21 protein-coding genes are annotated in these 23,922 nt (G+C 72.9%); 6 read left to right on the top strand and 15 right to left on the bottom strand.

The window, feature by feature from the left end; translation table 11 throughout:
• Nucleotides 1-29: 29 nt before the first annotated feature.
• Nucleotides 30-263, bottom strand: coding sequence for a hypothetical protein (locus ABTZ03_RS15265; RefSeq protein WP_350513413.1), 234 nt, complete (start codon nucleotides 261-263; stop codon nucleotides 30-32).
• Nucleotides 264-381: 118 nt separating this feature from the next.
• Between ABTZ03_RS15265 and ABTZ03_RS15260 the strand changes: the two genes are divergently transcribed.
• Entirely contained in the window at nucleotides 382-939 is a 558-nt protein-coding gene (locus ABTZ03_RS15260; RefSeq protein WP_350513412.1) for a DUF1990 domain-containing protein, read from the top strand.
• Here ABTZ03_RS15260 and ABTZ03_RS15255 read toward each other — a convergent pair.
• Together ABTZ03_RS15255 and ABTZ03_RS15250 are read right to left on the bottom strand one after the other, a co-directional pair.
• Nucleotides 936-1,391, bottom strand: a complete 456-nt coding sequence (locus ABTZ03_RS15255; protein ID WP_350513411.1) for a YjbQ family protein — start codon at nucleotides 1,389-1,391, stop codon at nucleotides 936-938. The genes ABTZ03_RS15260 and ABTZ03_RS15255 overlap by 4 nt on opposite strands.
• 276 nt (nucleotides 1,392-1,667) lie before the next feature.
• Nucleotides 1,668-1,937, bottom strand: coding sequence for a hypothetical protein (locus ABTZ03_RS15250; RefSeq protein WP_350513410.1), 270 nt, complete (start codon nucleotides 1,935-1,937; stop codon nucleotides 1,668-1,670).
• 740 nt (nucleotides 1,938-2,677) lie between these two features.
• Between ABTZ03_RS15250 and ABTZ03_RS15245 the strand changes: the two genes are divergently transcribed.
• Nucleotides 2,678-4,894: a bifunctional glycosyltransferase/CDP-glycerol:glycerophosphate glycerophosphotransferase gene (locus ABTZ03_RS15245; RefSeq protein ID WP_350513409.1), complete on the top strand. Its 2,217-nt coding sequence runs from the start codon at nucleotides 2,678-2,680 to the stop codon at nucleotides 4,892-4,894.
• Nucleotides 4,895-5,050: 156 nt separating this feature from the next.
• On the opposite strand, the gene ABTZ03_RS15240 is transcribed toward ABTZ03_RS15245, so the two are convergent.
• Nucleotides 5,051-5,263: an EF-hand domain-containing protein gene (locus ABTZ03_RS15240; protein WP_350513408.1), complete on the bottom strand. Its 213-nt coding sequence runs from the start codon at nucleotides 5,261-5,263 to the stop codon at nucleotides 5,051-5,053.
• 176 nt (nucleotides 5,264-5,439) lie between these two features.
• Between ABTZ03_RS15240 and ABTZ03_RS15235 the strand changes: the two genes are divergently transcribed.
• Nucleotides 5,440-6,108 (top strand): lysophospholipid acyltransferase family protein, encoded by a 669-nt coding sequence (locus ABTZ03_RS15235; RefSeq protein WP_350513407.1) that lies wholly within the window; start codon nucleotides 5,440-5,442, stop codon nucleotides 6,106-6,108.
• A 40-nt stretch (nucleotides 6,109-6,148) separates the two neighbouring features.
• On the opposite strand, the gene ABTZ03_RS15230 is transcribed toward ABTZ03_RS15235, so the two are convergent.
• The 3 genes from ABTZ03_RS15230 to ABTZ03_RS15220 all read right to left on the bottom strand — a co-directional run bounded on the left by ABTZ03_RS15230 (nucleotide 6,149) and on the right by ABTZ03_RS15220 (nucleotide 9,749).
• Nucleotides 6,149-8,017 (bottom strand): ABC transporter ATP-binding protein, encoded by a 1,869-nt coding sequence (locus ABTZ03_RS15230; protein ID WP_350513406.1) that lies wholly within the window; start codon nucleotides 8,015-8,017, stop codon nucleotides 6,149-6,151.
• Between the two features lie 136 nt (nucleotides 8,018-8,153).
• On the bottom strand, nucleotides 8,154-8,927 hold the full coding sequence (locus ABTZ03_RS15225) for an SDR family NAD(P)-dependent oxidoreductase (protein ID WP_350513405.1): 774 nt from the start codon (nucleotides 8,925-8,927) through the stop codon (nucleotides 8,154-8,156).
• A 177-nt stretch (nucleotides 8,928-9,104) separates the two neighbouring features.
• Nucleotides 9,105-9,749, bottom strand: a complete 645-nt coding sequence (locus ABTZ03_RS15220) for a LysE family translocator (protein WP_350513404.1) — start codon at nucleotides 9,747-9,749, stop codon at nucleotides 9,105-9,107.
• 184 nt (nucleotides 9,750-9,933) lie between these two features.
• Here ABTZ03_RS15220 and ABTZ03_RS15215 point away from each other — a divergent pair, with 184 nt between their 5' ends.
• A complete protein-coding gene (locus ABTZ03_RS15215) occupies nucleotides 9,934-11,298 on the top strand; it encodes an aminotransferase-like domain-containing protein (RefSeq protein ID WP_350513403.1) in 1,365 nt (454 codons plus the stop codon).
• Between the two features lie 122 nt (nucleotides 11,299-11,420).
• Here the strand turns inward: ABTZ03_RS15215 and ABTZ03_RS15210 are convergent, their stop codons facing one another.
• The 3 genes from ABTZ03_RS15210 to ABTZ03_RS15200 are packed head-to-tail and all read right to left on the bottom strand — an operon-like array spanning nucleotide 11,421 to nucleotide 14,910.
• Nucleotides 11,421-12,329, bottom strand: coding sequence for an SDR family oxidoreductase (locus ABTZ03_RS15210; RefSeq protein WP_350513402.1), 909 nt, complete (start codon nucleotides 12,327-12,329; stop codon nucleotides 11,421-11,423).
• Nucleotides 12,326-13,324, bottom strand: a complete 999-nt coding sequence (locus ABTZ03_RS15205; RefSeq protein ID WP_350513401.1) for an alpha/beta fold hydrolase — start codon at nucleotides 13,322-13,324, stop codon at nucleotides 12,326-12,328. The genes ABTZ03_RS15210 and ABTZ03_RS15205 overlap by 4 nt, the downstream gene beginning before the upstream one ends.
• Complete coding sequence (locus tag ABTZ03_RS15200) at nucleotides 13,321-14,910, bottom strand: flavin-containing monooxygenase (RefSeq protein WP_350513400.1); 1,590 nt, start codon at nucleotides 14,908-14,910, stop codon at nucleotides 13,321-13,323. Before ABTZ03_RS15200 ends, ABTZ03_RS15205 begins: the two co-directional genes overlap by 4 nt.
• Before the next feature lie 213 nt (nucleotides 14,911-15,123).
• On the opposite strand from ABTZ03_RS15200, the gene ABTZ03_RS15195 reads away from it, so the two are divergent.
• Together ABTZ03_RS15195 and ABTZ03_RS15190 are read left to right on the top strand one after the other, a co-directional pair.
• On the top strand, nucleotides 15,124-15,900 hold the full coding sequence (locus ABTZ03_RS15195; RefSeq protein WP_350513399.1) for a MerR family transcriptional regulator: 777 nt from the start codon (nucleotides 15,124-15,126) through the stop codon (nucleotides 15,898-15,900).
• A 122-nt stretch (nucleotides 15,901-16,022) separates the two neighbouring features.
• Nucleotides 16,023-16,988 carry an ABC transporter substrate-binding protein gene (locus tag ABTZ03_RS15190; protein WP_350513398.1) on the top strand — a complete coding sequence of 322 codons (966 nt, stop codon included), beginning with the start codon at nucleotides 16,023-16,025 and terminating at the stop codon, nucleotides 16,986-16,988.
• A 221-nt stretch (nucleotides 16,989-17,209) separates the two neighbouring features.
• Here the strand turns inward: ABTZ03_RS15190 and ABTZ03_RS15185 are convergent, their stop codons facing one another.
• From ABTZ03_RS15185 to ABTZ03_RS15165, 5 genes are all read right to left on the bottom strand, one after another.
• Nucleotides 17,210-18,850: a M4 family metallopeptidase gene (locus ABTZ03_RS15185; protein ID WP_350513397.1), complete on the bottom strand. Its 1,641-nt coding sequence runs from the start codon at nucleotides 18,848-18,850 to the stop codon at nucleotides 17,210-17,212.
• A gap of 608 nt (nucleotides 18,851-19,458) precedes the next feature.
• On the bottom strand, nucleotides 19,459-19,815 hold the full coding sequence (locus tag ABTZ03_RS15180) for a glutaredoxin domain-containing protein (protein WP_350513396.1): 357 nt from the start codon (nucleotides 19,813-19,815) through the stop codon (nucleotides 19,459-19,461).
• Complete coding sequence (locus ABTZ03_RS15175; protein WP_350513395.1) at nucleotides 19,815-21,827, bottom strand: protein kinase domain-containing protein; 2,013 nt, start codon at nucleotides 21,825-21,827, stop codon at nucleotides 19,815-19,817. The genes ABTZ03_RS15180 and ABTZ03_RS15175 overlap by 1 nt, the downstream gene beginning before the upstream one ends.
• A gap of 106 nt (nucleotides 21,828-21,933) precedes the next feature.
• Entirely contained in the window at nucleotides 21,934-22,725 is a 792-nt protein-coding gene (locus ABTZ03_RS15170; protein ID WP_350513394.1) for an alpha/beta fold hydrolase, read from the bottom strand.
• 393 nt (nucleotides 22,726-23,118) lie between these two features.
• The gene (locus ABTZ03_RS15165) at nucleotides 23,119-23,880 is read right to left on the bottom strand and encodes a dienelactone hydrolase family protein (RefSeq protein WP_350513393.1); all 762 of its coding nucleotides are present in this window, start codon (nucleotides 23,878-23,880) and stop codon (nucleotides 23,119-23,121) included.
• Between the last annotated feature and the right edge of the window lie 42 nt (nucleotides 23,881-23,922).

The raw sequence follows: 23,922 nt of genomic DNA, 5'->3' as shown, positions 1-23,922 counted from the left end.
CCGCCCGCACAGGCAGAGCCCGAGGAGGCTCAGCCGGAACAGGCGATCCGCTGGGCCTGCTGCCAGGCGCAGGTCGGGCACAGCGTGCTGCCCGGCTGATCGGCGGGAAGCACGGTCGGCTCACCGCAGAGCACACAGTCGGCGCGCGGCCCGACCGCCGCCGGGTCCTCCCGCAGTGCCGCCTCCGCCGAAACGGCGGGCGCGAGGTCGCAGACCGCCGCGCCCTCGCTCACAACGGCCTCGTTCGTCGGGAAATCGCTCATGCCGCCTTCCTACTCCCCGCCCCCACCCCGCCGCAAGGCGCCCCCCCGACCCTCGCCCCCGCCCCCGCCCCCGCCCCCGCCGAAGGCCGTACCCGACGCCCGGGCTACCGTGGCCGACATGGTTGGCGATCTTCAACAGCGACTGCGTGCCGCCCGAGCCGCCGAGCCCACGTACGCCGAGGTCGGGGCCACCCGGGGCGGGCGGCTGCCGGACGGGTACGCGCACCTGCGGCGGCGGGTGCACCTCGGGCGAGGGCCGGAGGTGCTGGAGCGGGCCGGCCGGTACGTGCTCGGGTGGGGCAGCCAGCTGGGGACCGGCTTCGCGGTGCACCCCGCCGGCCCCGCCCGGGAGGGGGCCACCGTACTGCTGCGGCTGAGCCTGCCGGGCAGCCGCTGGCCGCGGTTGGTGATCCCCTGCCGGGTGGTGTGGACGGTGGCCGAGCCGGACCGGATCGGCTTCGCGTACGGGACGCTGCCGGGACACCCCGAGTGCGGCGAGGAGTCGTTCCTGGTGTCGACGGACGCCGAGGGCGAGGTGTGGTTCGAGGTCGCCGCGTTCTCCCGGCTGTCCGCCTGGTACGCACGGTTGGGCCGCCCGGTCGCGCTGCTCTGCCAGTACCTGGCGATCGAGCGCTACCTCGCCGCCGTGGCCGAGCACGTCCGGCAGTCCGGCTAACCGAGGAAGGACAGCCGGACGGTGCGGCGCGGATTGTCCCCGTTGGTGTCGATCAGCACCACGGACTGCCAGACGCCGAGCGCCAGTTGACCGCCGAGCACCGGCAGGGTGGCATGCGGGGCGACCAGGCCGGGGACCACGTGGTCGCGTCCGTGGCCGGGGCTGCCGTGCCGGTGGCGCCAGCGGTCGTCGGCCGGGAGCAGCTCGCGCAGCGTGGCGAGGAAGTCGTCGTCGCTGCCGGAGCCGGTCTCCAGGACGGCGATCCCGGCGGTGGCGTGCGGGACGAAGACGTTGAGCAGTCCGTCCCGTCCCGGGGCCCGCTCGTCGAGGAACGCGGCGCAGCGGTCGGTGATGTCGAGCGCGACCTCGCGGTTGCCGGTGGTGATCTCCAGGATGGTGGTCTGGAACGACCCGGTCGATCCGGTTGACGTGGAGTGGTTGTTGTCCGCCATGGCGCCATCCTGACCCAGCTCAGCGAGCCGGGCGTACTGCCTCGCCGACTGCCCGCGCCGGAGCGGCGGCCTCGCATAGGCTGAGAGGTTCAGACCAAAGTGGCCTCCCGGTCGCCGGATACGCCGACGACCCGACGGACCGAGTGGTCCACCGGGTCGTTCGGAAGTCGACGCCAGGACCGGAGCCCCGGAAGCCGATGTTCCGGAAAGCCGATGCCCCGGAGATCCGGAAGGCCGGAGCTCCGGTGACCGGAACCCCGGGCCGGAACCCCGGACCTAGCCGCGTCCGCCGAAGAGGCTCCGCCGCAGCCGGCGCAGCGGCGCCAGCAGGGAGACCCGCGTGTGGCGACGACGGGCCGGCGTCGGGGCGTCGGCGCCACGCGGCGTCAACTCCCTTATCAGCCCGAGCGCCTCGGCGGTGTCCACCGCCGGGAGCGCGGGCGCGCCGAGCACGGCCAGGTGTCGGTCGATCCGGCGGCCGGTCGCGCCGACACCGCACTGGATCGCCGGCACACGGGGCCGAGTCCGCACTTGCATGTGTTCCATCAGTTTTCCCACCCCTACGAGGCGCCAGGGCCGTGAGGCGAAGACTATCCGTGAGAGACGGCCTTCGCGCAACCGTCCATGGTGTTGTGCCACCGTACCGCGCGACGTCAACTGACGATGCACCAGGGGCCACCAGGGCGGTCACGACTAGGCATCAATGATGGTGCACGACCGGCCGTCCGTCACCAGGGCCAGGAGGCGCGGGCCCGGCGCCCGTTCGCGCCGCGTGCGCCGGGCGCGGGAAGGCGCCCGGGCGAAGCCGTGGCCGTGTCGACGAATCGCTCCTATATAGGGGACAGCCGCGAGGTCGACAAAACGATCATCAGCGCCCTGCGGCACCCGGTGACCGGCCCATCGGACAACTTCATGAAGTGAACACATTCGAGGGATTGACTCGCGTCAATCCTCCAAGCAATATCTGATGCAACACGCAGGTGCCCGCATCGCACCGACCGTGTGTTCGAGTGGTGAATGGCTCGAACGAAAAACCCCGGCTCCCGCGGGCCACTGCCCGGTCACCTCGACGCTGCGGTGGCCAGGTCCGCGCGGTGCCCGGACCGGCGGCCGGCCGTCGAGGGTCGGCCGGGCCGCCACCTGACTGCCGGTGCCGCCCCACTCGGGGCCCGGCACCGGCGGTTCCGGGTCCCGGCCCCCACGCAGCCACCCCGCCTCCCGCCCGGCGCTCGAACAGCCGGACGTCCCCGCAGGTCGCACCGTGTGGATCGGTAGACTCGGCCAGCGTGTCCCTCCTCCTCAGCATCGTGCTTCCGGTCCACGGCGTGGAGCGGTACCTGCCGCGCTGCCTCGACTCGATCCTCGGCGAGACCCCCGCCGCCGAGACCCGCTTCGAGGTGATCGCGGTCGACGACCTCTCCCCCGACGGCTCCGGCGCGATCCTGGACGCCTACGCCGCCCGTGACCCCCGGCTGCGCGTGATGCACCTCACCGAGAACCAGGGCCTCGGCGGCGCCCGGGCCGCCGCCCTGCCGCAGGTGCGCGGCGACTACGTCTGGTTCGTGGACAGCGACGACTGGCTGCCCGAGCGGACGGTCGGCGTGATCCTGGACGAGCTGGCCCAGGAACGGCGCCGCGAGGTGCCCGCCGACGTGCTGCTCACCGACTTCACCCACGTCTACCCGGACGGCGGGAGCGAGCCCAACCCCTGGCGGCACGTGCTGGTCGGCTCCCCGCTGGTCGAGGGCTGCACCGCGGCCGAGCACCCGGCGCTGTTCCAGACCGTGATGTCGGTGTGGAACAAGGTGTTCCGCCGCGCCTTCCTGGAGGGCCTGGACGTCGCCTTCGGACGCGGCTACTACGAGGACATCTCGGTCACCTACCCGGCGCTGCTGGCCGCCGAGCGGCTGCGCTACCTGGACCGGCCCTGCTACTTCTACCGGCGCGGCCGGGACGGCGCGATCACCGCCACCGCCTCCCCCAAGCACGCCGACGTGTTCGCCCAGTACGACGCCATCTTCGCCTTCCTGGACCGCTGCGACCGCCCGGGCGGCCCCGCCCGGCCCGTCCCGCAGTCGCTGCGCACCCTGGTCTTCGACCGGACCGTCCGCCAGGCGCTGAACGTCTACGACACCCCGGGACTGATCCCCCTCCACCGGCGCAAGGACTACTTCCACCGGCTCGCCGTGCACTTCGAACGCCACCGCCCGGCCGACTACCGCTTCCCCGGCGGGGTGCGCGGCGTGCAGTACCGCCTGGCCGCCCGAGGCGCCCGGATCGCGTACGCCGAGCTGCGCCGCACCGGCCGGCTGCCGCGCGAACTCAAGCGCGGGGCACGGGCGGTGGCACCGGCGGTGAAGAAGGGCATGCGCAGCGGCGCCCGGTTCACCGCGTACAACGCGTTCCGCCGCCTCCCGCTGGACGAGCACCTGGCGGTCTACGCCGCCTACTGGCACCGGGGTTACGCGTGCAGCCCGGCGGCGATCTACGAGAAGGCGAAGGAACTCGCCCCGCAGATCAGGGGCGTGTGGGTGGTGGAGAACCGCCGGCAGGCCGAGGCCATGCCGCCCGGCGTGCCGTACGTGATCGTCAACACCCCCGCCTACCTCAAGGCGATGGCGACCGCGAAGTACTTCGTGAACAACGTCAACTTCCCGCGCACGATGGCGAAGCGCCAGGGCACGGTGCACGTCCAGACCCAGCACGGCACCCCGCTCAAGGCGATGGGCATGGACCTCCAGGGCCGTCCCGAGGCGGCCGAGGGGATGGACTTCGACCGGCTCCGGGAGGCGATCGACCGCTGGGACTTCCTGGTCTCCTCCAACCCGCACACCAGTGAGCACTTCACCCGGGCCTTCCCCGGCCGGTACGAGCTGCTGGACACCGGCTACCCGCGCAACGACCGCCTGGCCAACGCCACTTCGGCGGAGGTCCGGGCGATGCGCGAGCGGCTGGGACTGCGCCCCGGCACCACGGCGGTGCTGTACGCGCCGACCCACCGCGGCGGCAAGGGCGGCTACGTGCCGCTGCTGGACGTGGCGGAGCTGGCCCGTCGACTGGGCCCGCGGTTCACGCTGCTGGTGCGCACCCACTACTTCCACACCGACGGCCCGGGCGACCTGACGGCCGGTGCGGACGCGGCGGAGATCGTCGACGTGTCGGAGCACCCGGTGGTCGAGGACCTCTACCTGGCGGCGGACACGCTGGTGACGGACTACTCGTCGATGATGTTCGACTACGCGGTGCTGGACCGCCCGGTGGTGATATTCGCGCCGGACTGGGAGGAGTACCAGCGCGAACGCGGCGTGTACTTCGACCTGTTCGCCGAGCCGCCGGGCGCGGTCACGGTCGACCTGGACGGGCTGGCGCGGGCGCTGCGCGCGGGCGATCCGGAGCCGGCGGCGCGGGAGCGGTTCCGGGCGAGGTTCTGCGTCTGGGACGACGGCGGGGCGGCGGAGCGGGTGGTGCGCCGGGTGTTCCCGGTGGCGCCGGCCGACGAGTGACCGGGCGGTAGCGACCCCTGGCGGGCGCTCCGGGGCCTTCGAGGGGCCTCAGGAGGCCGGGGGCCTTCGAGGGGCCTCAGGAGGCCGGGGGCCGTCGAGGGGCCGCCGACGGGAGCCGGTGCCGCCGGTACGGCGACCGGCCCCGTCGGCGCGCGCTCAGCGCTGGCGGGCGGCCAGGAACTCCTCGAAGTCCAGGTAGCCCTGGTGACGGGTGTCCATCGCGTGGATCAGCGCCTCGGCCATCGAGAGGGTGACGCCGTGGTCCCCCATCTCGTTGGCGGCCAGCGCGTACTCGGCCGCGGTGATCTTGCCGTCGCCGTTCCTGTCGATACGGTCGAACATCTCCTTGATGGCCTCGACGCTCTCCATCGTTCCCTCCTGGGTACTGCGGGGTCTTGCTCGGTTCGGACGGACGCACCCTACCCGGCCGTGGTGTTCGCCACGGTCGCCGGGAGTGGACGCCCGCCGGGGTGGGTGTCGTAGTCTGCGGATCTGATTGCTGACCCGGGCTCCTCCCGGGCGGTCGTTCGTCCAGGGAGGGAACCGTGCTCGACCTCGCCACCAAGCTGGTGCTGAAACCCGTGTCGCGCGGGATCTGGCGCCCGGTCATCGAGGGCATCGAGAACGTGCCGCGCAAGGGCGGGGTGATCCTGGCCAGCAACCACCTGTCGTTCATCGACAGCGTGGTGATCCCGCTCACCGCCCCGCGCCGGGTCCACTTCCTCGCCAAGGCCGAGTACTTCACCGGCACCGGGCTCAAGGGCCGGCTCTCCAAGGGCTTCTTCGAGGCGATCGGCGCGGTGCCGGTCGAGCGCGGCACCTACCGTTCCGCTCAGGCCTCGCTGGAGTCGGCGCTGGAGATCCTGGAGTCCGGCAAGGCCTTCGGCATCTACCCCGAGGGCACCCGCTCGCTGGACGGGCGGCTCTACCGGGGCAAGACGGGCGTCGCCTGGCTCGCGCTGACCGCGGGCGTCCCGGTGGTGCCGGTGGCCCTGGAGGGCCCGGAGCAGATCCTGCCGGTCGGCAAGCGCGTACCGCGGCTCAAGAAGGTGACCGTCCGCTTCGGCGAGCCGCTGCACTTCGACGAACTGCACGGGCAGGCCCGGGCGTTGAAGGCCCGCCGCCAGGTGACCGACGAGGTGATGGCGGCGATCCAGCGGCTCTCCGGCCAGGAGGTCGCGGAGAGCTACAACGAGGCACCGAAGGCGGCCTGACCGCCCGGCCGGGACGACGTCCGGTCACGCGTCGCAAGCATCACGCGTGGCCGAGGGCCGCGTTCGTCAGGGCCAGGGCCTCGGCAGCCTCCACGGCCTCCACCGCGTCCGGCGACTCCGGAGCCTCCCGGCGCAGCAGCGCCGCGTAGCGGCCGTCCAGCTCCACCAGTTCCTCGTGGGTGCCGAGTTCGACCACCCGTCCGTGGTCGAGCACGGCGATCTGGTCGGCGGACCGGACGGTGGAGAGCCGGTGCGCGATGGTGATGGTGGTCCGGCCCGCGGAAAGGGTGTCCACGGCCTGCTGGACGGCGCGTTCGGTGCGGTTGTCGAGCGCGCTGGTGGCCTCGTCCAGGATGAGCACCGGCGGGTTGCGCAGGATGGTGCGGGCGAGCGCGAGGCGCTGCTTCTCGCCGCCGGAGAAGCGGTAGCCGCGTTCGCCGACCATGGTGTCGTAGCCGTCCGGGAGGCCGGCGATGGTGTCGTGGATCTGCGCGGCCCGGGCGGCCTCGACCAGTTCGGCGTCGCTGGCGCCGGGCTTGGCGAAGCGCAGGTTCTCGGCGACCGAGGCGTGGAACAGGTAGGTCTCCTGGGAGACCACGCCGACCGCGCGGGCCAGCGTCCCGAAGGACAGCTCGCGCACGTCCACGCCGTCCAGGGCGACCCGGCCGCCGGTGACGTCGTACAGCCTCGGCACCAGGTAGCTGAGGGTGGTCTTGCCGGAGCCGGTCTCGCCGACCACCGCCAGTGAACTCCCGGCCGGGACCTTGAGTTCGACGCCGGCCAGGGTCGGGCGCTCCTGCTCGGGGTCGTAACGGAAGTCGACGGCCTCGAAGCGGACCTCGCCGCGGATGTCGTCCAGGACGACCGGGCGCGGCGGTTCGGAGATCTCCACCGGCAGGTCGAGGTACTCGAAGATGCGCTGGAACAGTGCCAGCGACGTCTGCACGTCCACGCCGGTGGAGAGCAGGCTGACGGTCGGACGGAACAGGCCCTGCTGCAGGGTGACGAAGGCGACCAGGGTGCCGACCGAGACGATCGGCGCACCGGCCGCGGAGGTCAGTCCGGCGGCCCAGTAGATCAACGCGGGCATCGCGGCCATCACGATCTGGATGGTGTTCATCCGCCAGCGCCCGGCCATGCTGGCCCGCACCTCCAGGTCGGCGAGCTGGTCGGACTGCTGGGTGAACTCCCGGGCGAGCGAGTCGGAGCGGCCCATGGTGCGGCCGAGCAGGATGCCGCTGACCGACAGCGACTCCTGGACCGCAGAACTCATCGCGGCCAGCTGCTTCTGCCGCTCGGTGGTGATCTTCTTGCGCTCCTGGCCGACCCGCCGACTGATCCAGACGAACAGCGGGAGCAGCAGCAGCGAGACGACGGTCAGGCGCCAGTCCAGGGCGATCATGGCGACGATCGAGGCGATCACCGCGGTCAGGTTGGAGACCAGGCTGGTCGCGGTGGAGGTCACCGTGGACTGCATGCCGCCGATGTCGTTGGCGATCCGGGACTGCACCTCACCGGTGCGGGTGCGGGTGAAGAAGGCCAGCGACTGCCGCTGCAGGTGGCCGTAGACGGAGGTGCGCAGGTCGTGCATGACGCGCTGGCCGACGGTGGTGGAGATCAGCGTCTGCAGCACGTTGAAGACGCTGTTCACCACGGCGGTGAGGATCATACCGAGCGCGAGCAGGCTGAGCAGCCCGGTGCGGCCCTGCGGGATGGCGGTGTCCAGCACGGCCTTGAGCAGGAACGGGGAGACCACCGACACCACGGCGGAGGCGGCGACCAGCAGGCCGACGGTGGTCAGGCGGCCCCGGTAGGGGCGGAACAGTGCGAGGATCCGGCGCCACTGGGCCGGCGGGCGCGGGTCGCCCTCGGCGCGTTCGGGCGGGGTCCAGTCGATGGCGGGCCTCAAGAACGGGCCTCCCTGGGTAGGACGGACGGGCGGATGTCATCAGCATAGCGAGGGTAGCTCATAGTTAGGCAAGCTAATAGTGAGGCTCACACTATTCCCGCTGCCGACGACGATCCGCCCGCCCGGCCCTACCGCCTCAGTTGGTCCGGTAGGTGCGCGCCGCCTTGTTGGAGAGGCCGCCGAGCTTGCCGGACGGCAGCACCCGGGCGACCGCCACCGCCAGCTTGTAGCGCTTGCCCGGCACGGACACCGTGCGACCGCGGGCGAGGTCACGCATCGCCTCGTTCACCACCCGCTCCGCCGAGAGCCAGGACCAGGACGGGATGTTGCCGGTGCCCATGCCCGCCCGCTCGTGGAACTCGGTCCGGGTGAAGCCCGGGCACAGCGCCATCATCCGCACGCCCGTCCCGCCCAGGTCACGCAGCACGCCCTGGGTGAAGCTCACCACCCACGCCTTGCTCGCCCCGTACGTCCCGCGCGGCAGGAAGGCGGCCACCGAGGCGACGTTCACGATCGCACCCCGGCCGCGCTCGCGCATCCCCGGCAGGGCGGCCGTGGTCAGCCGCAGGACGGCCTCGATGTGCACCTTCAGCATGTCCAGCTCGTCCTGGAGCGGGACCGTCCCGAAGGCGCCCTTGTTGCCGAAGCCGGCGTTGTTGATCAGGAGGTCCACCGGGCGCTCGGTGTCCGCGAGCCGGGCCTCGACGGCGGTGATGCCCTCCTCGGTGGCGAGGTCGGCGGTCAGCACCTCCGCCTCGATGCCGAACTTCGCGTGCAGGTCGGCGCTCGCGCGCTCCAGGCGCCCGGTGTCCCGGGCCACCAGCACGAGCTGGTAGCCGCTACGGGCGAGCCGGCGGGCGAACGCGGCTCCGATGCCGGCGGTCGCGCCGGTGATCAAGGCTGTGGTCATGCCCAGACCGTACCGACTCACCGCAGCCGTGCCCACACCCAGGGCGACGTCCCACGTACCCGCCGGAGGCCGGCGGCGGACTGCATCCACTCCGGCGGCACCCGGGGGTCCGCCTCCTGGTGCTGCGGGTCACCGCTCGCCGCTCCTGGGCGGCGACGGCCCTAGGCGGCGACTGCCCTAGGCGGCAACGACCTTGGCCCGGTCGGCAGCGATCCGCACGGCGAGGCCCGCCAGGACGGTGCCCATCGCGTAGCGCTGGATCCGCAGCCAGGCCGGGCGGCGGTTGAGGAACCCGGCGATGCCGCCCGCGCTCATCGCGATCAGGCCGTTCACGGCGAGCGCGACGAGGATCTGGACCAGGCCCAGCACCAGGCTCTGCAGGCCGACGTGGCCGCGCCCGGGCACCACGAACTGGGGGAGCAGCGAGATGTACATGATGGCGATCTTGGGGTTGAGCAGGCAGGTCAGGAAGCCCATCGCGAACAGTCGGCGGGGCGGGTCCGGGGGCAGTTGCCGCGGGGCGAAGACCGCCGTGCCGCCGGGCTCGACCGCCTTCCAGGCCAGCCAGAGCAGGTAGCCGGCGCCGACCAGCTTGATCGCGGTGTAGAGCGCGGGGACGACCGAGAAGACCGCCGCCACCCCGGCCGTGACCGCGACCAGGTAGACCAGGAAGCCGGCCGCCACGCCCAGCAGGGAGATCAGCCCGGCGCGGCGCCCCTGGGAGATCGAGCGTGAGACCAGGTAGATCATGTTCGGCCCCGGCGACAGCACCATGCCCAGGGCCACGGCGGCGACGCCGAGCACGGCGTGACCGTCCACCACGGACGTCACGGAAGTCACGGATGCCCCGGACACCCCGGACACCCCGGACGCCCCGGACATCATCGACGTCAACGCGTGCGAATCGCTCATGGGAGGAGGCTAGGGTCCGGCGCGAGGTCGATGCAATGATGACTTTGCGCTCGGTGCAATCATGGGGTTGCCGCAGAGGAGGGGTTGGCTCGCGATGGACGACTACCGGCTGATCGCGGACGGGATCGCCGCCGACATCGCCACCGGACGACTGCGACCCGGCGAGCAACTGCCCACCCAGCGCGCCTTCGCCCGCCGTCGGGGCATCGCCAACTCGACGGCGACCCGGGTCTACCGCGAGCTCGCCCGGCGCGGCCTGACCGTCGGGGAGGTCGGGCGGGGCACCTTCGTCCGGGCCGGACGGGACGGCGACGACGGACGGGTCGCACTCGCCGAACCGGCCGCCGCGCCGGTCGACCTGGAGCTCAACTACCCGACCGCGCCCGGGCAGGCCGACCTGCTGGCCGCCGGGCTGGCGCCGCTGCTGCGGGCCGACGCGCTGGGCGCGGCGCTGCGTCCGGTCGGCGCGGTCGGGACGGGCGCGGCGCGGCGGGCCTTCGCGGGACTGCTGTCGACGGACGCCTGGACCGTCGACCCGGAGCGGCTGCTGTTCGCGGGCAACGGACGGCAGGCCGTCGCGGGGGCACTGTCCGCGCTGGTGCCGCCGGGGCAGCGGCTGGGCGTGGAGGCGCTGACGTATCCGGTGGTCAGGGCGGTGGCGGAGCGGCTGGGCATCCGGCTGGTACCGCTACCGATGGACGGGGACGGGCTGCTCCCCGGGGCCGTGACGGCGGCGCACCGGACCGCGCCGCTGCGCGCGGTGTACCTGCAGCCGCGGCTGCAGAACCCGACCGGGGCGAGCCTGCCGCAGGAGCGGGCGGTCGCGCTGGCCGGGGAGCTGCGACGGCTGGACCTGCCGGTGGTGGAGGACGCGATCTGGTCCTTCCTGCGGCCCGCAGCGGCGCCGCTCGCCGCGCTGGCGCCGGAGCGGACGGTGCTGGTGGACAGCCTGTCCAAGCGGCTCGCGCCGGGGCTGACCACCGGGTTCGCGGTCCTCCCGGACGGGCTGCGCGACCGGGTGGCGGGTGCCCTGCGGGCGGGCGGCTGGGCGCCGGGCGGTTTCGCGCTGGAGGCGGCGGTGCGCTGGATCGGGGACGGCACCGTGGCGGCGGTCGAGGCGGCGAAGCGGACGGACGCGGCGGCCCGGCAGGCGCTGGCGCGGGAGGTGCTGGCGGGGCAACGGATGCGGGCGGACCCGTGCTCGTACTACCTGTGGTGGGAGCTGCCGGGGGCCTGGCGGGCGGAGACCTTCGTCGCGGCGGCGGCGCGGGCCGGGATCTCGGTGACGGCCGCGGCGGCGTTCGCCGTCGACCCGCGGAGCACGCCGTCGGCGGTCCGGGTCGGACTGGCCTCGCCGCCGCTGCCGGTGCTGGGGCGGGCGTTGGGGGTGTTGGCGGGGATCGCCACGGGCGGGGAAACGGGAACGGGAGTCGGCGAACAACTGACAACCGACAGATGACAGATGACGGCTGACAACCAACAGATAACAGCTGACAGATAACGAACTCTGTTATCTGTCAGCTGTTTGTTGTTCGCTGTTCGCTGTTCGCTGTTCAGCCGTCGGTCGTCAGCCGTCCGCCGTCAGTCCTCCGCCCCCGTCCGGTCCCCCCGCGCCGCCGCCGTGTCCGCGGCGCCACCGGCCCCGACCGCGCGCAGGCGGGAGGCGGCGGTGGCCGCGAGCTGCGGGGCGATCCTGGCCACGTCGCGGGAGCCGACCACCGCGATCAGGCTCGGCAGCAGCCAGCGCACCGGCTGCATCCCGCGCAGCCAGGCCTGGGCGTACACATGGGCGGACCGGCGGGCGATGCCCGCGACGATCCGGTCCACCGCCGGCTCCAACGGGTACGTCTTGTTGGCCGGCCACGGCAGCCGGCTGCGCATCTGCTTCAGCGCGGCGTCCTGGTCGGCGCCGCGCACCATGTCGGTGTCGGTCCAACTCAGGTAGCCCACACCGACCTTGACCCCCTGGTAGGCGACCTCGGCGCGGATCGAATGGGCGAAGGCCTCCACCCCGGACTTGCTGGCGCAGTACGCGCTCATCAACGGCGCGGGTGTCAGCGCGGCGAGCGAGGCGATCTGCAGCAGGTAGCCGCGGCTCTCGGTGAGCGCGGGCAGGAAGGCCCGCGCGGTGGCGACGCTGCCCAGCAGGTTGACCTCGATCACCCGGCTGAACGCCCGGTGGTCGCTGTCGGCCAGCGGTCCGCCGATCGCGATGCCGGCGTTGGCCACCACGGTGTCGATCCGCCCGTAGTGCTCCTTGATCCGTTCCGCGGTGTCGCTGAGTGCCGCCAGGTCGGTGACGTCCACCTCCCAGGCGGTGGCGGCCGCGCCGCACTGCGCCGCGACGGCCTTCAGCTCCTCCGGTTCCAGGCCGAGCAGCGCGACCTTGGCCCCGCGCCGGGCCAGCTTGCGGGCCAGCGAGGCGCCGACCCCACGGGCGGCCCCGGTGACCACCACGACCTGCGCGGACAACGGCGGGACGGCGTTCATGCGACGGTGGTCCTCTCGACAGCGACGGCGGAGCCGGGTTCGACGGCAGGAGCTACGGACGAGGCAGCACCGGAGGGAAGCGCGCCGGCCAGGTGGGCGGCGGCCATCCGGTGGATCTCGGCGGCCACCTCCTCCGGCCGCTCCAGCGGCGCCATGTGGCCGACTCCCGGCAGCAGCAACAGCCCCTGCGGGTCGGCGAGTTCGGCGACCATCCGGTGGGCGTGCACCGGCGGGGTCAGCCGGTCCGAGGTGCCCACCACCACGGCGGTGGGGGCCGTGATCCGGCCGAGTCCGGCGCGCACGTCCAGCCGTTCCAGCACCCCGGCCCAGTGGAAGCGGACGGCGGACGGGCAGGCGTGCACGATCCGGGCCGTCGCCTCGACCTGCCCGGCGGATGAACCAGGCCCCATGACCGCGTACTTGAGCGCGGCCCGGCTGACCCCGGAGACCGGCCCGAGCGGCATCCGGGAGCGCAGCAGCTGCCGGTGCAGGAAGCGCCGCAGCCCCGGGGCGCGCACGCCGTCCGGCATCACGGTGAGCTCGGCGACCAACTCGGCCGGGCCGGTGGAGATCAGGACGTTCGCGGCGGTGCGCTCGGCGACCTCGGGGCGGCCGCCGGCGGCCATGATGGTCATCCCGCCCATGCTGTGTCCGGCCAGCACGGCCCGCTCCCCCGCCGGGACGGTCCGCGCGAGCACGGCGGCCAGGTCGTCGGCGAGTGCCCGGGTGGAGTAGCGGGCCCGGCTGGGCGGGATCTCACTGTGCCCGTGGCCGCGCTGGTCGTAGGCCACCACCCGGTAGCGGTCGGCGAGTTGCCGGATCACCGGGGCCCAGAAGGCGGTTGAGCAGGTCCAGCCGTGGGAGAGCACCACGGTGGGCGCGCCGGGCTGGCCGTGCACCTCGACGTGCAGCCGGATGCCGTCCGCCGAGCGGACGCTCAACTCCTCGACGGGCGTGGGTGGTACGTAGTCGGCGGGCAGCTGGACGGCGGTCATGCGCTGGCCTCCTGGGCGGCGGTACGGGCGGCGGGGCGGGATCCGCCGGTCGGGGCGGTGCGCATGATCAGCTCGTACTCGCCGAGGTCGACCTTGCGGGTGGCACGGCGGAACGAGGTGGTGGAGCCGGGCCAGAGCACGGTGTTCCTGCCGCTCGGGTCCAGGTACCAGCTGAGGCAGCCGCCGGTGGTCCAGACGGTGCGGTCCATCCGGTGCTGCAGCTCCAGGTTCCACTGCCGCTGGGCGCGCGCGGTGGGCTGCATGGCGGTGGCGCCGACCGAGTCCAGCGTGGTCAACGCGTCGATCAGGTAGTTCAGTTGGGACTCGATCATGAGGATCATCGAGCTGTTGCCGAGGCCGGTGTTGGGGCCGATCACGAAGAAGAGGTTCGGGAAGCCGTGCACGGTCGAGCCGCGCAGCGCCTCCATACCGCCCTTCCACTCCTCGGCCAGGCTGGTCCCGTCCGCCCCGAACACCCGGGCGCCGATGGGCATGTCGGTGACGTGGAAGCCGGTGCCGAAGACGATGGCGTCCACCTCGTGCTCGCTGCCGTCGGCGGCGACCAGGGTGGAGCCGCGCAGTTCGCGCAGCCCGGAGGAGACGACCTCGGTGTTGGCGGCGGCGAGCGCCGGGTAGTAGGTGTTGCTGAGCAGGATGCGCTTGCACCCGATCCGGTAGTCCGGGGTCAGCCGGGCGCGCAGCGCCGGGTCGGAGACGCTCTGGGCGATGTGGCGTTCGGCGAGCTGCTGGACCACGCGCAGCAGTCCGGGGCGGCGCACGAAGGCGTCCACCTGGAGCTCGCGGAGGGCGAAGAGGGTGCCCCGCCGGATCTTGGCGGTGACCGGCAGGCGGCCGTGCAGCCACTTCTCCAGCTGGGTGATCTCGCGGTCGCGGCGCGGCAGGACCCAGGCGGGGGTGCGTTGGAAGACCGTCAGCTTGCCGACCCTCGGCTGGATCGACGGGATGATCTGGGCGGCGGAGGCACCGGTGCCGACCATCGCGACGCGCTTGCCGGCGAGGTCGAAGTCGTGGTCCCAGCGGGAGGAGTGGAACACCTTGCCGGGGAAGGAGCTCAGCCCGGGCAGGTCGGGGACCTGCGGGTCGGCGAGCGGTCCGGCGGCGGAGACGACGGCGTCGGCGGTCCACTGGCCGGCCGTGGTGGTGACCCGCCAGCGGGTCTGCTCGCTCTCCCAGCGCGCCTCCAGCACCTCGGCGTTGAAGCGCAGGTGGGGGCGGAGGCCGAAGACGGTGGCGACCTTCTCCAGGTAGGCGCGGATGTCCGGCTGGCCGGAGAAGCTGCGCGGCCAGTCGGGGTTGGGTGCGAAGGAGAAGGAGTAGAGGTGCGAGGGCACGTCGCAGGCGCAGCCGGGGTAGCTGTTGTCCCGCCAGGTGCCGCCGACCGAGTCCGCGCGCTCCAGGACGACGAAGTCGGTGATCCCGGCACGGCGCAGCCGGACGGCCGCGCCGAGGCCGCCGAAGCCGGAGCCGATCACCGCCACCCGCACGTGCGGTACGGGCTCCGCCGCAGCGCTGGTGTCGGTCGCGCCGGCGGTGCCGGAGCGGGGGCGCTTGCTGCTGGATGCCATGCGGCTCCTCCTGAGGGTGGGGCGGTGGTCTTCACGCTCTTCCGGGGATCGCGCTCCCCGAACCCTGCCAATTGCGCCAGTAAACACTGGCACGATTGGCAGGGTAGTCCTTGCCGACACCGGAGGGAAGGAGCACGACAGCCCGGATTCACCGGAAGTTCCCGAAGTCCCGGGAGGCTCCCGCGCCGACCCGACGGACCTATGCTGATCGCCGTGGACAAGGTCAGAGCTGCTGCGGACGACAGAAAACGCGAGTACCGGGTGGAGGAACTGGCCGAGGCGGCCGGGATCACCACCCGCACCCTGCGCTTCTACCGCGAGCGCAAACTGCTCCAGCCGCCCCGCAAGGAGGGCCGGATCGCCTGGTACGGCGAGGAGCACCTGGCCCGGCTGCGCATGATCGCCGAGCTGCTCGACCGCGGCCACACCCTGGGCGGGATCACCGAACTGATCGGCGCCGGCGAGAGCGGGCGGGACGTCGCCGAACTGATCGGGCTCGAAGCCGCGATCGTCGCCCCCTGGTCGGACGAGACCCCGGTCCGCCTCGACTGGGAGGAGCTGAAGACCGCCTTCGGGGACCAGCTCACCGAGGAGAACACCGCCGAGGCCATCGCCCAGGGCTACATCTCGATCGAGGACGACGGGATCACCCACATCAGCCGGCGGCTGATGGACGCCACCACCGAACTCGTCGCCGAGGGCGTACCGCTCGCGGCCGTGCTGGACGCCAGCCGGCGCACCCGGGAGTACGTCGACGCCATCGCCGAGATCTTCATCGAGGTGGTCAGCGACCACCTGCTCAACGCGCTCTCCGGCGAGACCCCGCTGGCGCCCGGCGAGGCGGCCCGGCTCACCGAGCGAATCCTGCGGGTGCGGCCGCTCGCCCGTACGGTGGCCGACGCCCAGTTCACCCTTGCGATGGACCGCCGGGTGCAGGCCGAGTACGCCGAACTGCTGCGCCAGCGACGGGAGTACGGCCCCGAGGCGTAGCGGGGCCACCGGGCGGGCAGGGATTCCCGGGCGCCGTCGGCCAGTTGGGGCGCCCGCCCGTTGACGGGGACGGTCCCATGGGCAGTCCCATGGGGGCGACCCGTTCGTTGGAGGAGCCGCCGATGCCCCGAACCCTCAGCCGCCGCAGCGCCCTCGGCCTCGTCGCCGGACTCGCCCCGGGCCTGGTCCTCGCCGCTTGCGGGTCCGACTCCCGTTCCGCCGACGGGAGTTCCTCCGCCTCCGGTGGCACCCGGACGGTCCAGCACGCGCGCGGGGAGAGCACCGTACCGGACCGGGCCGGCCGCGTCGTGGCACTGGACACCGACGCCCTGGACTCGGTGGTCACCTTCGGCCTGATCCCGGTCGGCGCCACCACGGTCGACGCGGGTGCGTCCTTCCCCGCCTACCTGCCCGCCGAGCGGCTGGCCGGGACGAAGCCGGTCGGCACGATCGGCCAACCCGACCTGGAGGCGATCGCGGCGCTGCGGCCGGACCTCATCCTGAGCAACCAGGTCCGCGACGACAAGCACTACGACCAGCTGTCCAGGATCGCGCCGACGGTGCTGTCGAAGACCACCGGGCCCGCCTGGAAGGAGAACGCCCGGCTGCACGCCGAGGCGATGGGCCGCCGCAGCGAGGCCGACGCGGCGGACACGGCGTACCGCGCCCGGCTGCGGGACGTGGTCACCGCGCTGGGCGGGCCCGCCAAGGCGGCGGCCACCCGGGTCGAGATGGCCCGGTTCCTGGCCGGCGCGCCCACCCGGCTCTACCTCGACGACACCTTCGTGGGCTCACTGTTCAAGGACCTCGGGCTGGGCCGCCCGGCCAATCAGGACAAGTCCGGGTTCTCCCTGGAGATCAGCCCCGAGCAGGTGGACCAGGCGGCGGCCGACGTCATCTTCTACTCGGTGTACGGGGACCCGGCGAAGTCCGACCGGAGCCGGATCACCGAGGGCGCGCTGTGGAAGAACCTGGACGCCGTCCGCAACGGCAAGGTGTTCCCGGTGGACGACAACCTGTGGATGCTCGGCATCGGCTACACCGGGGCCGGACTGATCCTGGACCAGATCCGCAAGGACCTGGGGTGACGCGGGACGGCATGCCACGCGCGGCGCACAATGGGCGACGGACAGAAGCCAGTTGACGTCGACAGCCGACGCACGCGACGGCGGGGGCGACGGTGGTCCGCACACCGTCGCCCCCGCCGTCAGGCCCGACCGTTCGGCACCCACAGTCCGGCCGGGCTCCGCTCGGACGCGCCCCGGGACGGGCCTGCCCAACTCAGGCCCGGTCCCGGTTCACGGCCGAGTCAGTTCACGTTGACCGCGGTCCAGGTGGCCGCGACCGCGTTGTACTCGGCGCTGTTCGCGCCGTACAGGTCCGTCGCCGCACTGAGGGTGGCCGCACGGGCACCCGCGTAGTCGGTCGTCGACGTGAAGTACGTGGTCAGCGCGCGGTACCAGATCTGCGCGGCCTTGTCGCGGCCGATGCCGGCCAGCGAGGAGCCGTCCGACGTCGGGCTGTTGTAGTTGAACCCGTTGATGGTCTTCGCGCCGCTGCCCTCGGACAGCAGGTAGAAGAAGTGGTTCGCCACACCGGACGAGTAGTGCACGTCCAGGTTGCCGACGTTGGCGTCCCAGTAGTCGGCCGAGGAGCCGTCCTTGCTGGGCTGGTCCATGTAGCGCAGCGGGCTGCCGTCGCCCCGCAGGTTGATCAGCTCGCCGATCCAGTAGTTCGGCGGGTTGGAGGGCAGGTTGGCGTACCACTCCACCATGGTGCCCATGATGTCCGAGGTGGCCTCGTTGAGGCCGCCGGACTCGCCCGAGTAGTTGAGCGCGGCCGTCGCGGCGGTGACGCCGTGGGTCATCTCGTGGCCGGCCACGTCGATCTCGGTGAGCGGCGCGCTGTTGTTGGCGCCGTCGCCGTACGACATGCAGAAGCAGTCGTCGCTCCAGAACGCGTTGACGTAGTTGGAGCCGTAGTGCACCCGGCTGAGCGCGCCGACGCCGTCGTTGCGGATGCCGTTGCGGTTGAAGGTGTTCTTGTAGAAGTCCCAGGTGGTCGCGGCGCCGAACTGGGCGTCCACGGCTGCGGATTCGCGGTTGTTGTTGGTGCCGTCACCGAAGCTGTTGCTGGTGTTGGCGAACAGCGACCCGCTGCCCGACTCGCTGTTGCTCATGTCCGTGGTGGACTGGCCGCCGCGGCTGGCGTCCTTGAGCTCGTACTGGGAACCGTTCTGGTTGGTGTTCAGGCCCACCTGGCCGACGAAGATGCCGGTGCCGGTGCCGGCCGCGGTCTCGATCTTCTCGTGGGTGGAGAGCACCTCGCCGCTGGCCGCGTCGGTGACCAGGATCTGGGCGCTCGGGGTGCCGTCGGCGCGCACGCCCTCGACGGTGGTCCGGTAGGCGAGCCGCGGGGTGCCGGTGGTGGCCCACACGACCAGCTGGGCCTTGCCGACCTGGTGGACGTCGGCCAGCGGGGACTCGTCCGCGTCGATGGTCTGGCCGATGGTGGCCTTGACCGTGCCGGAGGCCTGGTCGGCGGCCTTGTCGGCGGGGATCTTCGGGGTCAGGCTCGGCAGCGCGATCTGGGCGGAGACCGCCTTGTCGACCGACTTCACGGCGCCGTCGGCCTTCTGGTGGACGACCAGGTCGCCGCCGATCACCGGGAGGCCGGCGTAGGTGCGCTCGAAGCGCAGGTGACGGGTGCCGTCCTTGTCGACGATCGCGTCCTTGGCGACCAGCTTCTCCTGGCCACCGAGGCCGAGCGCCTTGGCGATCGGCGCGGACTGGCCGTTGGCCACCGCGAGCACGGCCTCGTGCTGCTGGGTGGCCTGCGCCTGCAGCGAGGGGGCCGCGGGGGTGGCCTGGGCGGTGGTGGCGACCTGGACGACACCGGTCAACAGGGCCGTGGCCGAGATGACGGCGACAGCTGCGAGCTTTCGCTTCACGTGCGAGTCCTTCCGGGAAACCGCGTGTGGGCGCGGTCGCACCACGTCCCGGGGGCCGGGGTCGACACCTGTGGGGCGGGACGGGCGCTGACGTGCTGGAACCCCGTGCGGTTCGAGCGGCTCGCCACCGAGGGGTGGGGGTGGGGGGCTACCGCTGGGGGGTGACCAGAAGCATGACAATCCAGCTGGTGAAATGACAGGTCTGCCTCAGGAATTGGCCAGGTCCCGCCAGTTGGTAAAGGGATTCAAATGGTGGTCAAATCGGGGCAATCCAGCGCGCCTTGCAGCGGGTTCCGATCCGGACCACGGCCGACCGCCTGGGGCGACAGGCGGACGGTCACCAACGGACCAACAGAGTGTCAAGAGCGATCGTCGGACGATCGACTTTTACATCCTTGTAGAACTTTCCATACATACCCTTGACAGAGGGGTGGCGAGGTCCCGCCACCGGCCGACCTTGTCCGCCGCACGACGGTCTGCTAATGGACGACCCGGACGACGGACAGCACAGAGCCGCCCGGACGCCGGTTCAACCGGTGGCACGGGCGGCTCGGGGCCACTGCGCGAGGGGTCGGCCAGGGGCCGGTCAGGGGTCGGTCAGGGGCCGATCAGGAAGCGGGCGATGCGTCGGACTGCCGTACGGCACGCAGGAGTTGACGGAGCGACGGATTCACCATCGGACGGCCGGCCACGGTGACGGTCGGTACCGTCTCGTTGCCGTCCGCGACCGAGCGGACGAAGGCCGCCGCGTCCGGGGACTTCCAGATGTTGACCCGGGTGAACCGGCGGCTGTACCGCAGGCGGGTGAAGAGCAGGCCGAACCGCAGCTGCAGGCAGAACGAGCAGAGGGGACGCCAGTAGAGCACCACGTCGCCGCCCGCGGCACGCTCCGCGCCGCTACTGCCCGCGCCGCTGCCGCCCGAACCGCTGCTGCCCGCACCGCTGTTCACGCGGTCGTGATCCATCACTGCAACCGCCATTCCTGGGCCGTGTTTCCGGGCGTGCACGTGACCATGGTGATCTCGTTGCCCGGTCCGTTGTCCGTCATGCAGGACTGGTTCTGGTAGTCGCCGAGCGTGAACGAGCCCGCGGTGCTGCCGCTGCGGACGCTCCATCTGGTGAGGAAGCTGAAACCGTTGCTCAGCACGACCTTGCCGTCCATGGTCTGGACCAGCTGCGGGCCGCCGTTGTTGCAGGCGTTGAACAGCGTCCAGGCGCCGGGGTCGGTGGAGCGCACCCAGCCGTACTGCGAGGCGCCGCCGAGGATGAGCGGGTTGTCCCCGTTCAGGTTGTCGTTGCGCATCCCGATCGGGCTGCCGTGCTTGACGCTGACGATGGTGCTCCAGCTGCTGCCCTCGCAGGAGGAGGGCCGGGCACCTCGGGACGACGTGCCACCGGCCGAGGACCCGCCCGAACTTCCGCCCTGGGAGGACGAGTTGCCGGAGCCGGCCGGCGGCTGTGCCGCACTGCCGCCCCCGCCGGCCGGCGGGTTGGCCTGGCCGCCCGAGGAGCCGCCGGGCGCCGCACCGCCACCCTGGCCGGTGCCCGCACCGGCCCCGTTGCCCCCGCCCCCGTTGCCCCCGCCCGCATTGCCCGCGCCGCCCCCGCTGCCACTGCCACCCCGCCCCGGTCCGCCGCCGTTCCCGCCCTGGGCCGGAACGGGCTGTTGCCCGCCTGGCGGCAGCTGCCCGCCGGCCGGTGGCTGGGCGGCGGCCGGAGCGGTCGACGGCGCGTCGGTCGGCTGCGGGGTGGCGGACGCGGAGCCGGTGGCCGGGGCCGTGGTGGCCTGGCCGGTGCCGGCGGCGGCCGCCGGAACGGTCACCACCACGGTCGGCTGGACGGTGGGCGTCCCGGCCGCCGCGTCGGAGCCGCCGGCACCGCGGTCGATCAGCAGCGCGGTGGCCGTGCCCATCGAGATGACGACCGGGATGACGATCGGGATCAGCAGGGTGCGGCGCGAACGGCGCTTGCCCGGCTCGGTGTCGGCCTGCGGGTCCACCTTCACGACCTGCTCCGGCGCGGCCGGGGCCGCTCCCCCGACCGCGGCGACCTCCGCGCCCGCCCCGGCTCCGGCCCGCAGGTCGATCGTCCCGGTGTTCGCCGCCCGCCGCGCCGTGCCCGGCAGGCCGATCGCCACCCGGGCCGCCGACGCCATCCCGGCGGCGCTCTCGAAACGGTCCTCGGGCCGCTTCGCCAGCGCGGTGGCGATCAGTGCCCGGACCGCCGCCGGGAAGGTCTCCGGCAGCTCCGGCACCGGCTGGTTGACGTGCTTGAGCGCGACCTGCAGCGGCCCCTCCCCCAGGTACGGCACCTGCCCGACCAGCAACTCGTAGCCGACCACGCCGATCGAGTAGAGGTCGGAGGCCGGGCCGGTGGTCTCCCCGGAGGCCTGCTCGGGGGACATGTAGGCGGCGGTGCCGATGATCGCGTACGGCGCGGTGAGCTTGGTGCTGGCCACGGCCCGGGCGATGCCGAAGTCGGTGATCACCACCCCGCCGTCCTCGCGCACCATCAGGTTGGAGGGCTTGAGGTCACGGTGCACGATCCCGCGCCGGTGGGCGGCGTGCAGCGCGTCCAGGGCGTCGGCGAGCAGGCCCAGGGCGCGCTCCGCGCTCATCGGGCCGTCCTCCTTGAGCACCTGGTTGAGCGGCCGGCCCTCGATCAGGTCCATCACGATGTAGGCGCAGTGGGTGTCGTCGCCGGAGGCGTCCGGATCGTCGGAGCCACCCGCGCCGCTCTCCCCGTAGTCGTGGACGCCCACGATGCCCGGGTGGTCGATCGCCGCGACCAACTGGGCCTCGCGGCGGAAGCGTTGGACGGAGGTGTCGTCCTCGAACAGGTCCGCCCGGAGGATCTTGACGGCGACCGGCCGGGCCAGCACCTGGTCCTCGGCGCGCCAGACCGCGCCCATCCCCCCGCCACCGACCTTCTCGACCAGCGTGTACCGCCCGCCGAGCACGGTTCCCGCGCTACTCATCTCCCCTGCCCCCCGGTGTCATGACCCTCCCCGCCGGGTCGTCGGCACACAGTGTGCCAGAGCGTGTCAGGGACTCAGCAGCCCTGGTAGGGACGGGAATCACCCCTCAGGATCCGGCCTTCCGGGCGTTTCGGGAGCGGCCGGACACCTCCCGGACGGCCGCGACGACGGCCCCCGGCACGTCCTGGTGGACGGCGTGCCCGGCGCCGGGCACCACGGCGTGGACGCCTCGGGCGGTACCGGCCGTGATCCGGGCCTGCGCGGCGGTGAAGCGGGCGCGCAGCACGCGCGGCAACCCTTCGGTCGCGCTCAGCACGGTCACCGGCACCTCGGGCAGCGGCCCGGCCGCCCGCAGCCGGCGCAACTGCGCGGTGGCGCGGTTCGACAGCCGGTTCTCGGCGAGCACGGCCCGCCGCTGGTGGGGGTGGGCGAGGACGGCCGCCTCGGCCCGGGCGAGCGCGTCACCCGGGGTCGGCCGGGCGGGTGCCAGCGCCGTCCGGAGCAGCCCGTACCGGGTCAGTGCCGTCTCGATCACACTGATCGCACGCGGCCGGAAGTCCTCGTGCGCCGGATCCACCAGGACCAGCCCGGCCACCAGCTCCGGCCGCCGCCGGAGCAGGAGTCGGGCCAGCTGACCGCCCCAGCTGTGGCCGACCAGAACGGCCGGACCGGCGTCCAGGTGCCGCACCAGCGCGGCCAGGTCCGCGACCTGCGCCGCCAGGGTCGGCGCCGGGACGCGATCCGGGTCGCTGGCCCCGAGCCCGGCCCGGTCGTACGCCACCACCCGCCCCGAACCGGCGAGTTCGGGCAGCAGCGGGGCCCAGGTGAGCGAGGAGGTGCCGCAGCCCGCGACCAGGACGATCGGCCTACCTCGGCCGGACCCGCCTCCAGCCAGCACAACACCCGTCCGCCCCGGTCGAGTTCACCGGGGCGCACCCCGCCGGGCGTGTGTTCGGCCAACACCTCGGCGATGTCCCGCTGAACGCCCTCCAGCGCCCGGCGGTCGGGTCGGGTGATCCGGCTACTCGGCCTGATCGGCATGTTCGACTCCCCCGTGGCTCGCGTCGACGGGGCCCACCGCTCCGGCGCGGCGCGACCCCGGCTCCCACGGTACGGCCGATGGATCGGGGGCCGACAGGGAGGAATCCGCCCGGAATCCGCCCGGGGTCGACCGGGCGGATTCCGAACCGGGTTGCACCGGTGGGTTTCCTCGTACGGTGCCGTGCCGTGCGTGCCGCGCCGTGCGTGCCGCGCCGTGCGTGCCGCGCCGTGCGTGCCGACGCACCGGGCGCTACGCCGGGAGGGCGCGCTTCAGCAGGTCGAGGAGCGCCGTCCAGTGCCGGGCGTCGCCGACCGCGTCGTAGCGGGAGGTGTCGGCCTGGGTGTAACCGTGGGTGGAGCCCTCGTACACCTCGGAGCGGAAGCGGACCCCGGCGGCGGTGAGGGCCTCGTCGAGCTCGGCGATCTGCTCGGACGTCATCGACGGGTCCTGGTCGGCGTGGCCGAAGTACAGCTCGGCGGTGATCCGGCCGGCCTCCAGGTGCGGGCTGTCCGGGCGGTCGCTGACGAGGCGGCCACCGTGGAAGCAGGCTGCGGCGGCGACCCGGTCCGGGTGGCCGATGGCGGTGCGCAGCGAGAGGTAGGCGCCGAGGCAGTAGCCGGTGACGCCGATCGGGCCGTCCGCGACCAGCGGGGAGTCGGCGAACCAGGCCAGGTAGGCCTCCGCGTCGCGGAGGACCACGTCCGGGACGGTGGCCGCGGCGAGCAGCGGGCCGAGCGTGGCGAAGATCTCGTCGCACTGCTCGATGTCGATCAGCTCGGGCAGTTCGATCAACGGCGCGCGGCCCGAGCGGTAGTACACGTTGGGAACCAGGACGGTGTACCCGGCCTCGGCGATCCGGTCGGCCATGGCCTTCAGGTAGGGGCGGACTCCGAAGCCGTCCTGGTAGAGCAGGACGCCGGGGTGGGGCCGGTCGTCGTCGGGGCGGGTGAGGTAGGCGTCGGCGGTGCCGTCCGCCGTCGGAAGGTCCACGAGGATTCCGTGCACGGTCATGGGTGAGAGCTCTCCTTAGGGTCCGCGGGCAGCCTAGCCGGT

Origin of the sequence: Kitasatospora sp. NPDC096077 (assembly GCF_040303245.1) — a bacterium.
Classification (GTDB): domain Bacteria; phylum Actinomycetota; class Actinomycetes; order Streptomycetales; family Streptomycetaceae; genus Kitasatospora.
Note: the sequence above shows the minus strand (reverse complement) of the source record. Positions and strands in the feature narration are given on the sequence as shown.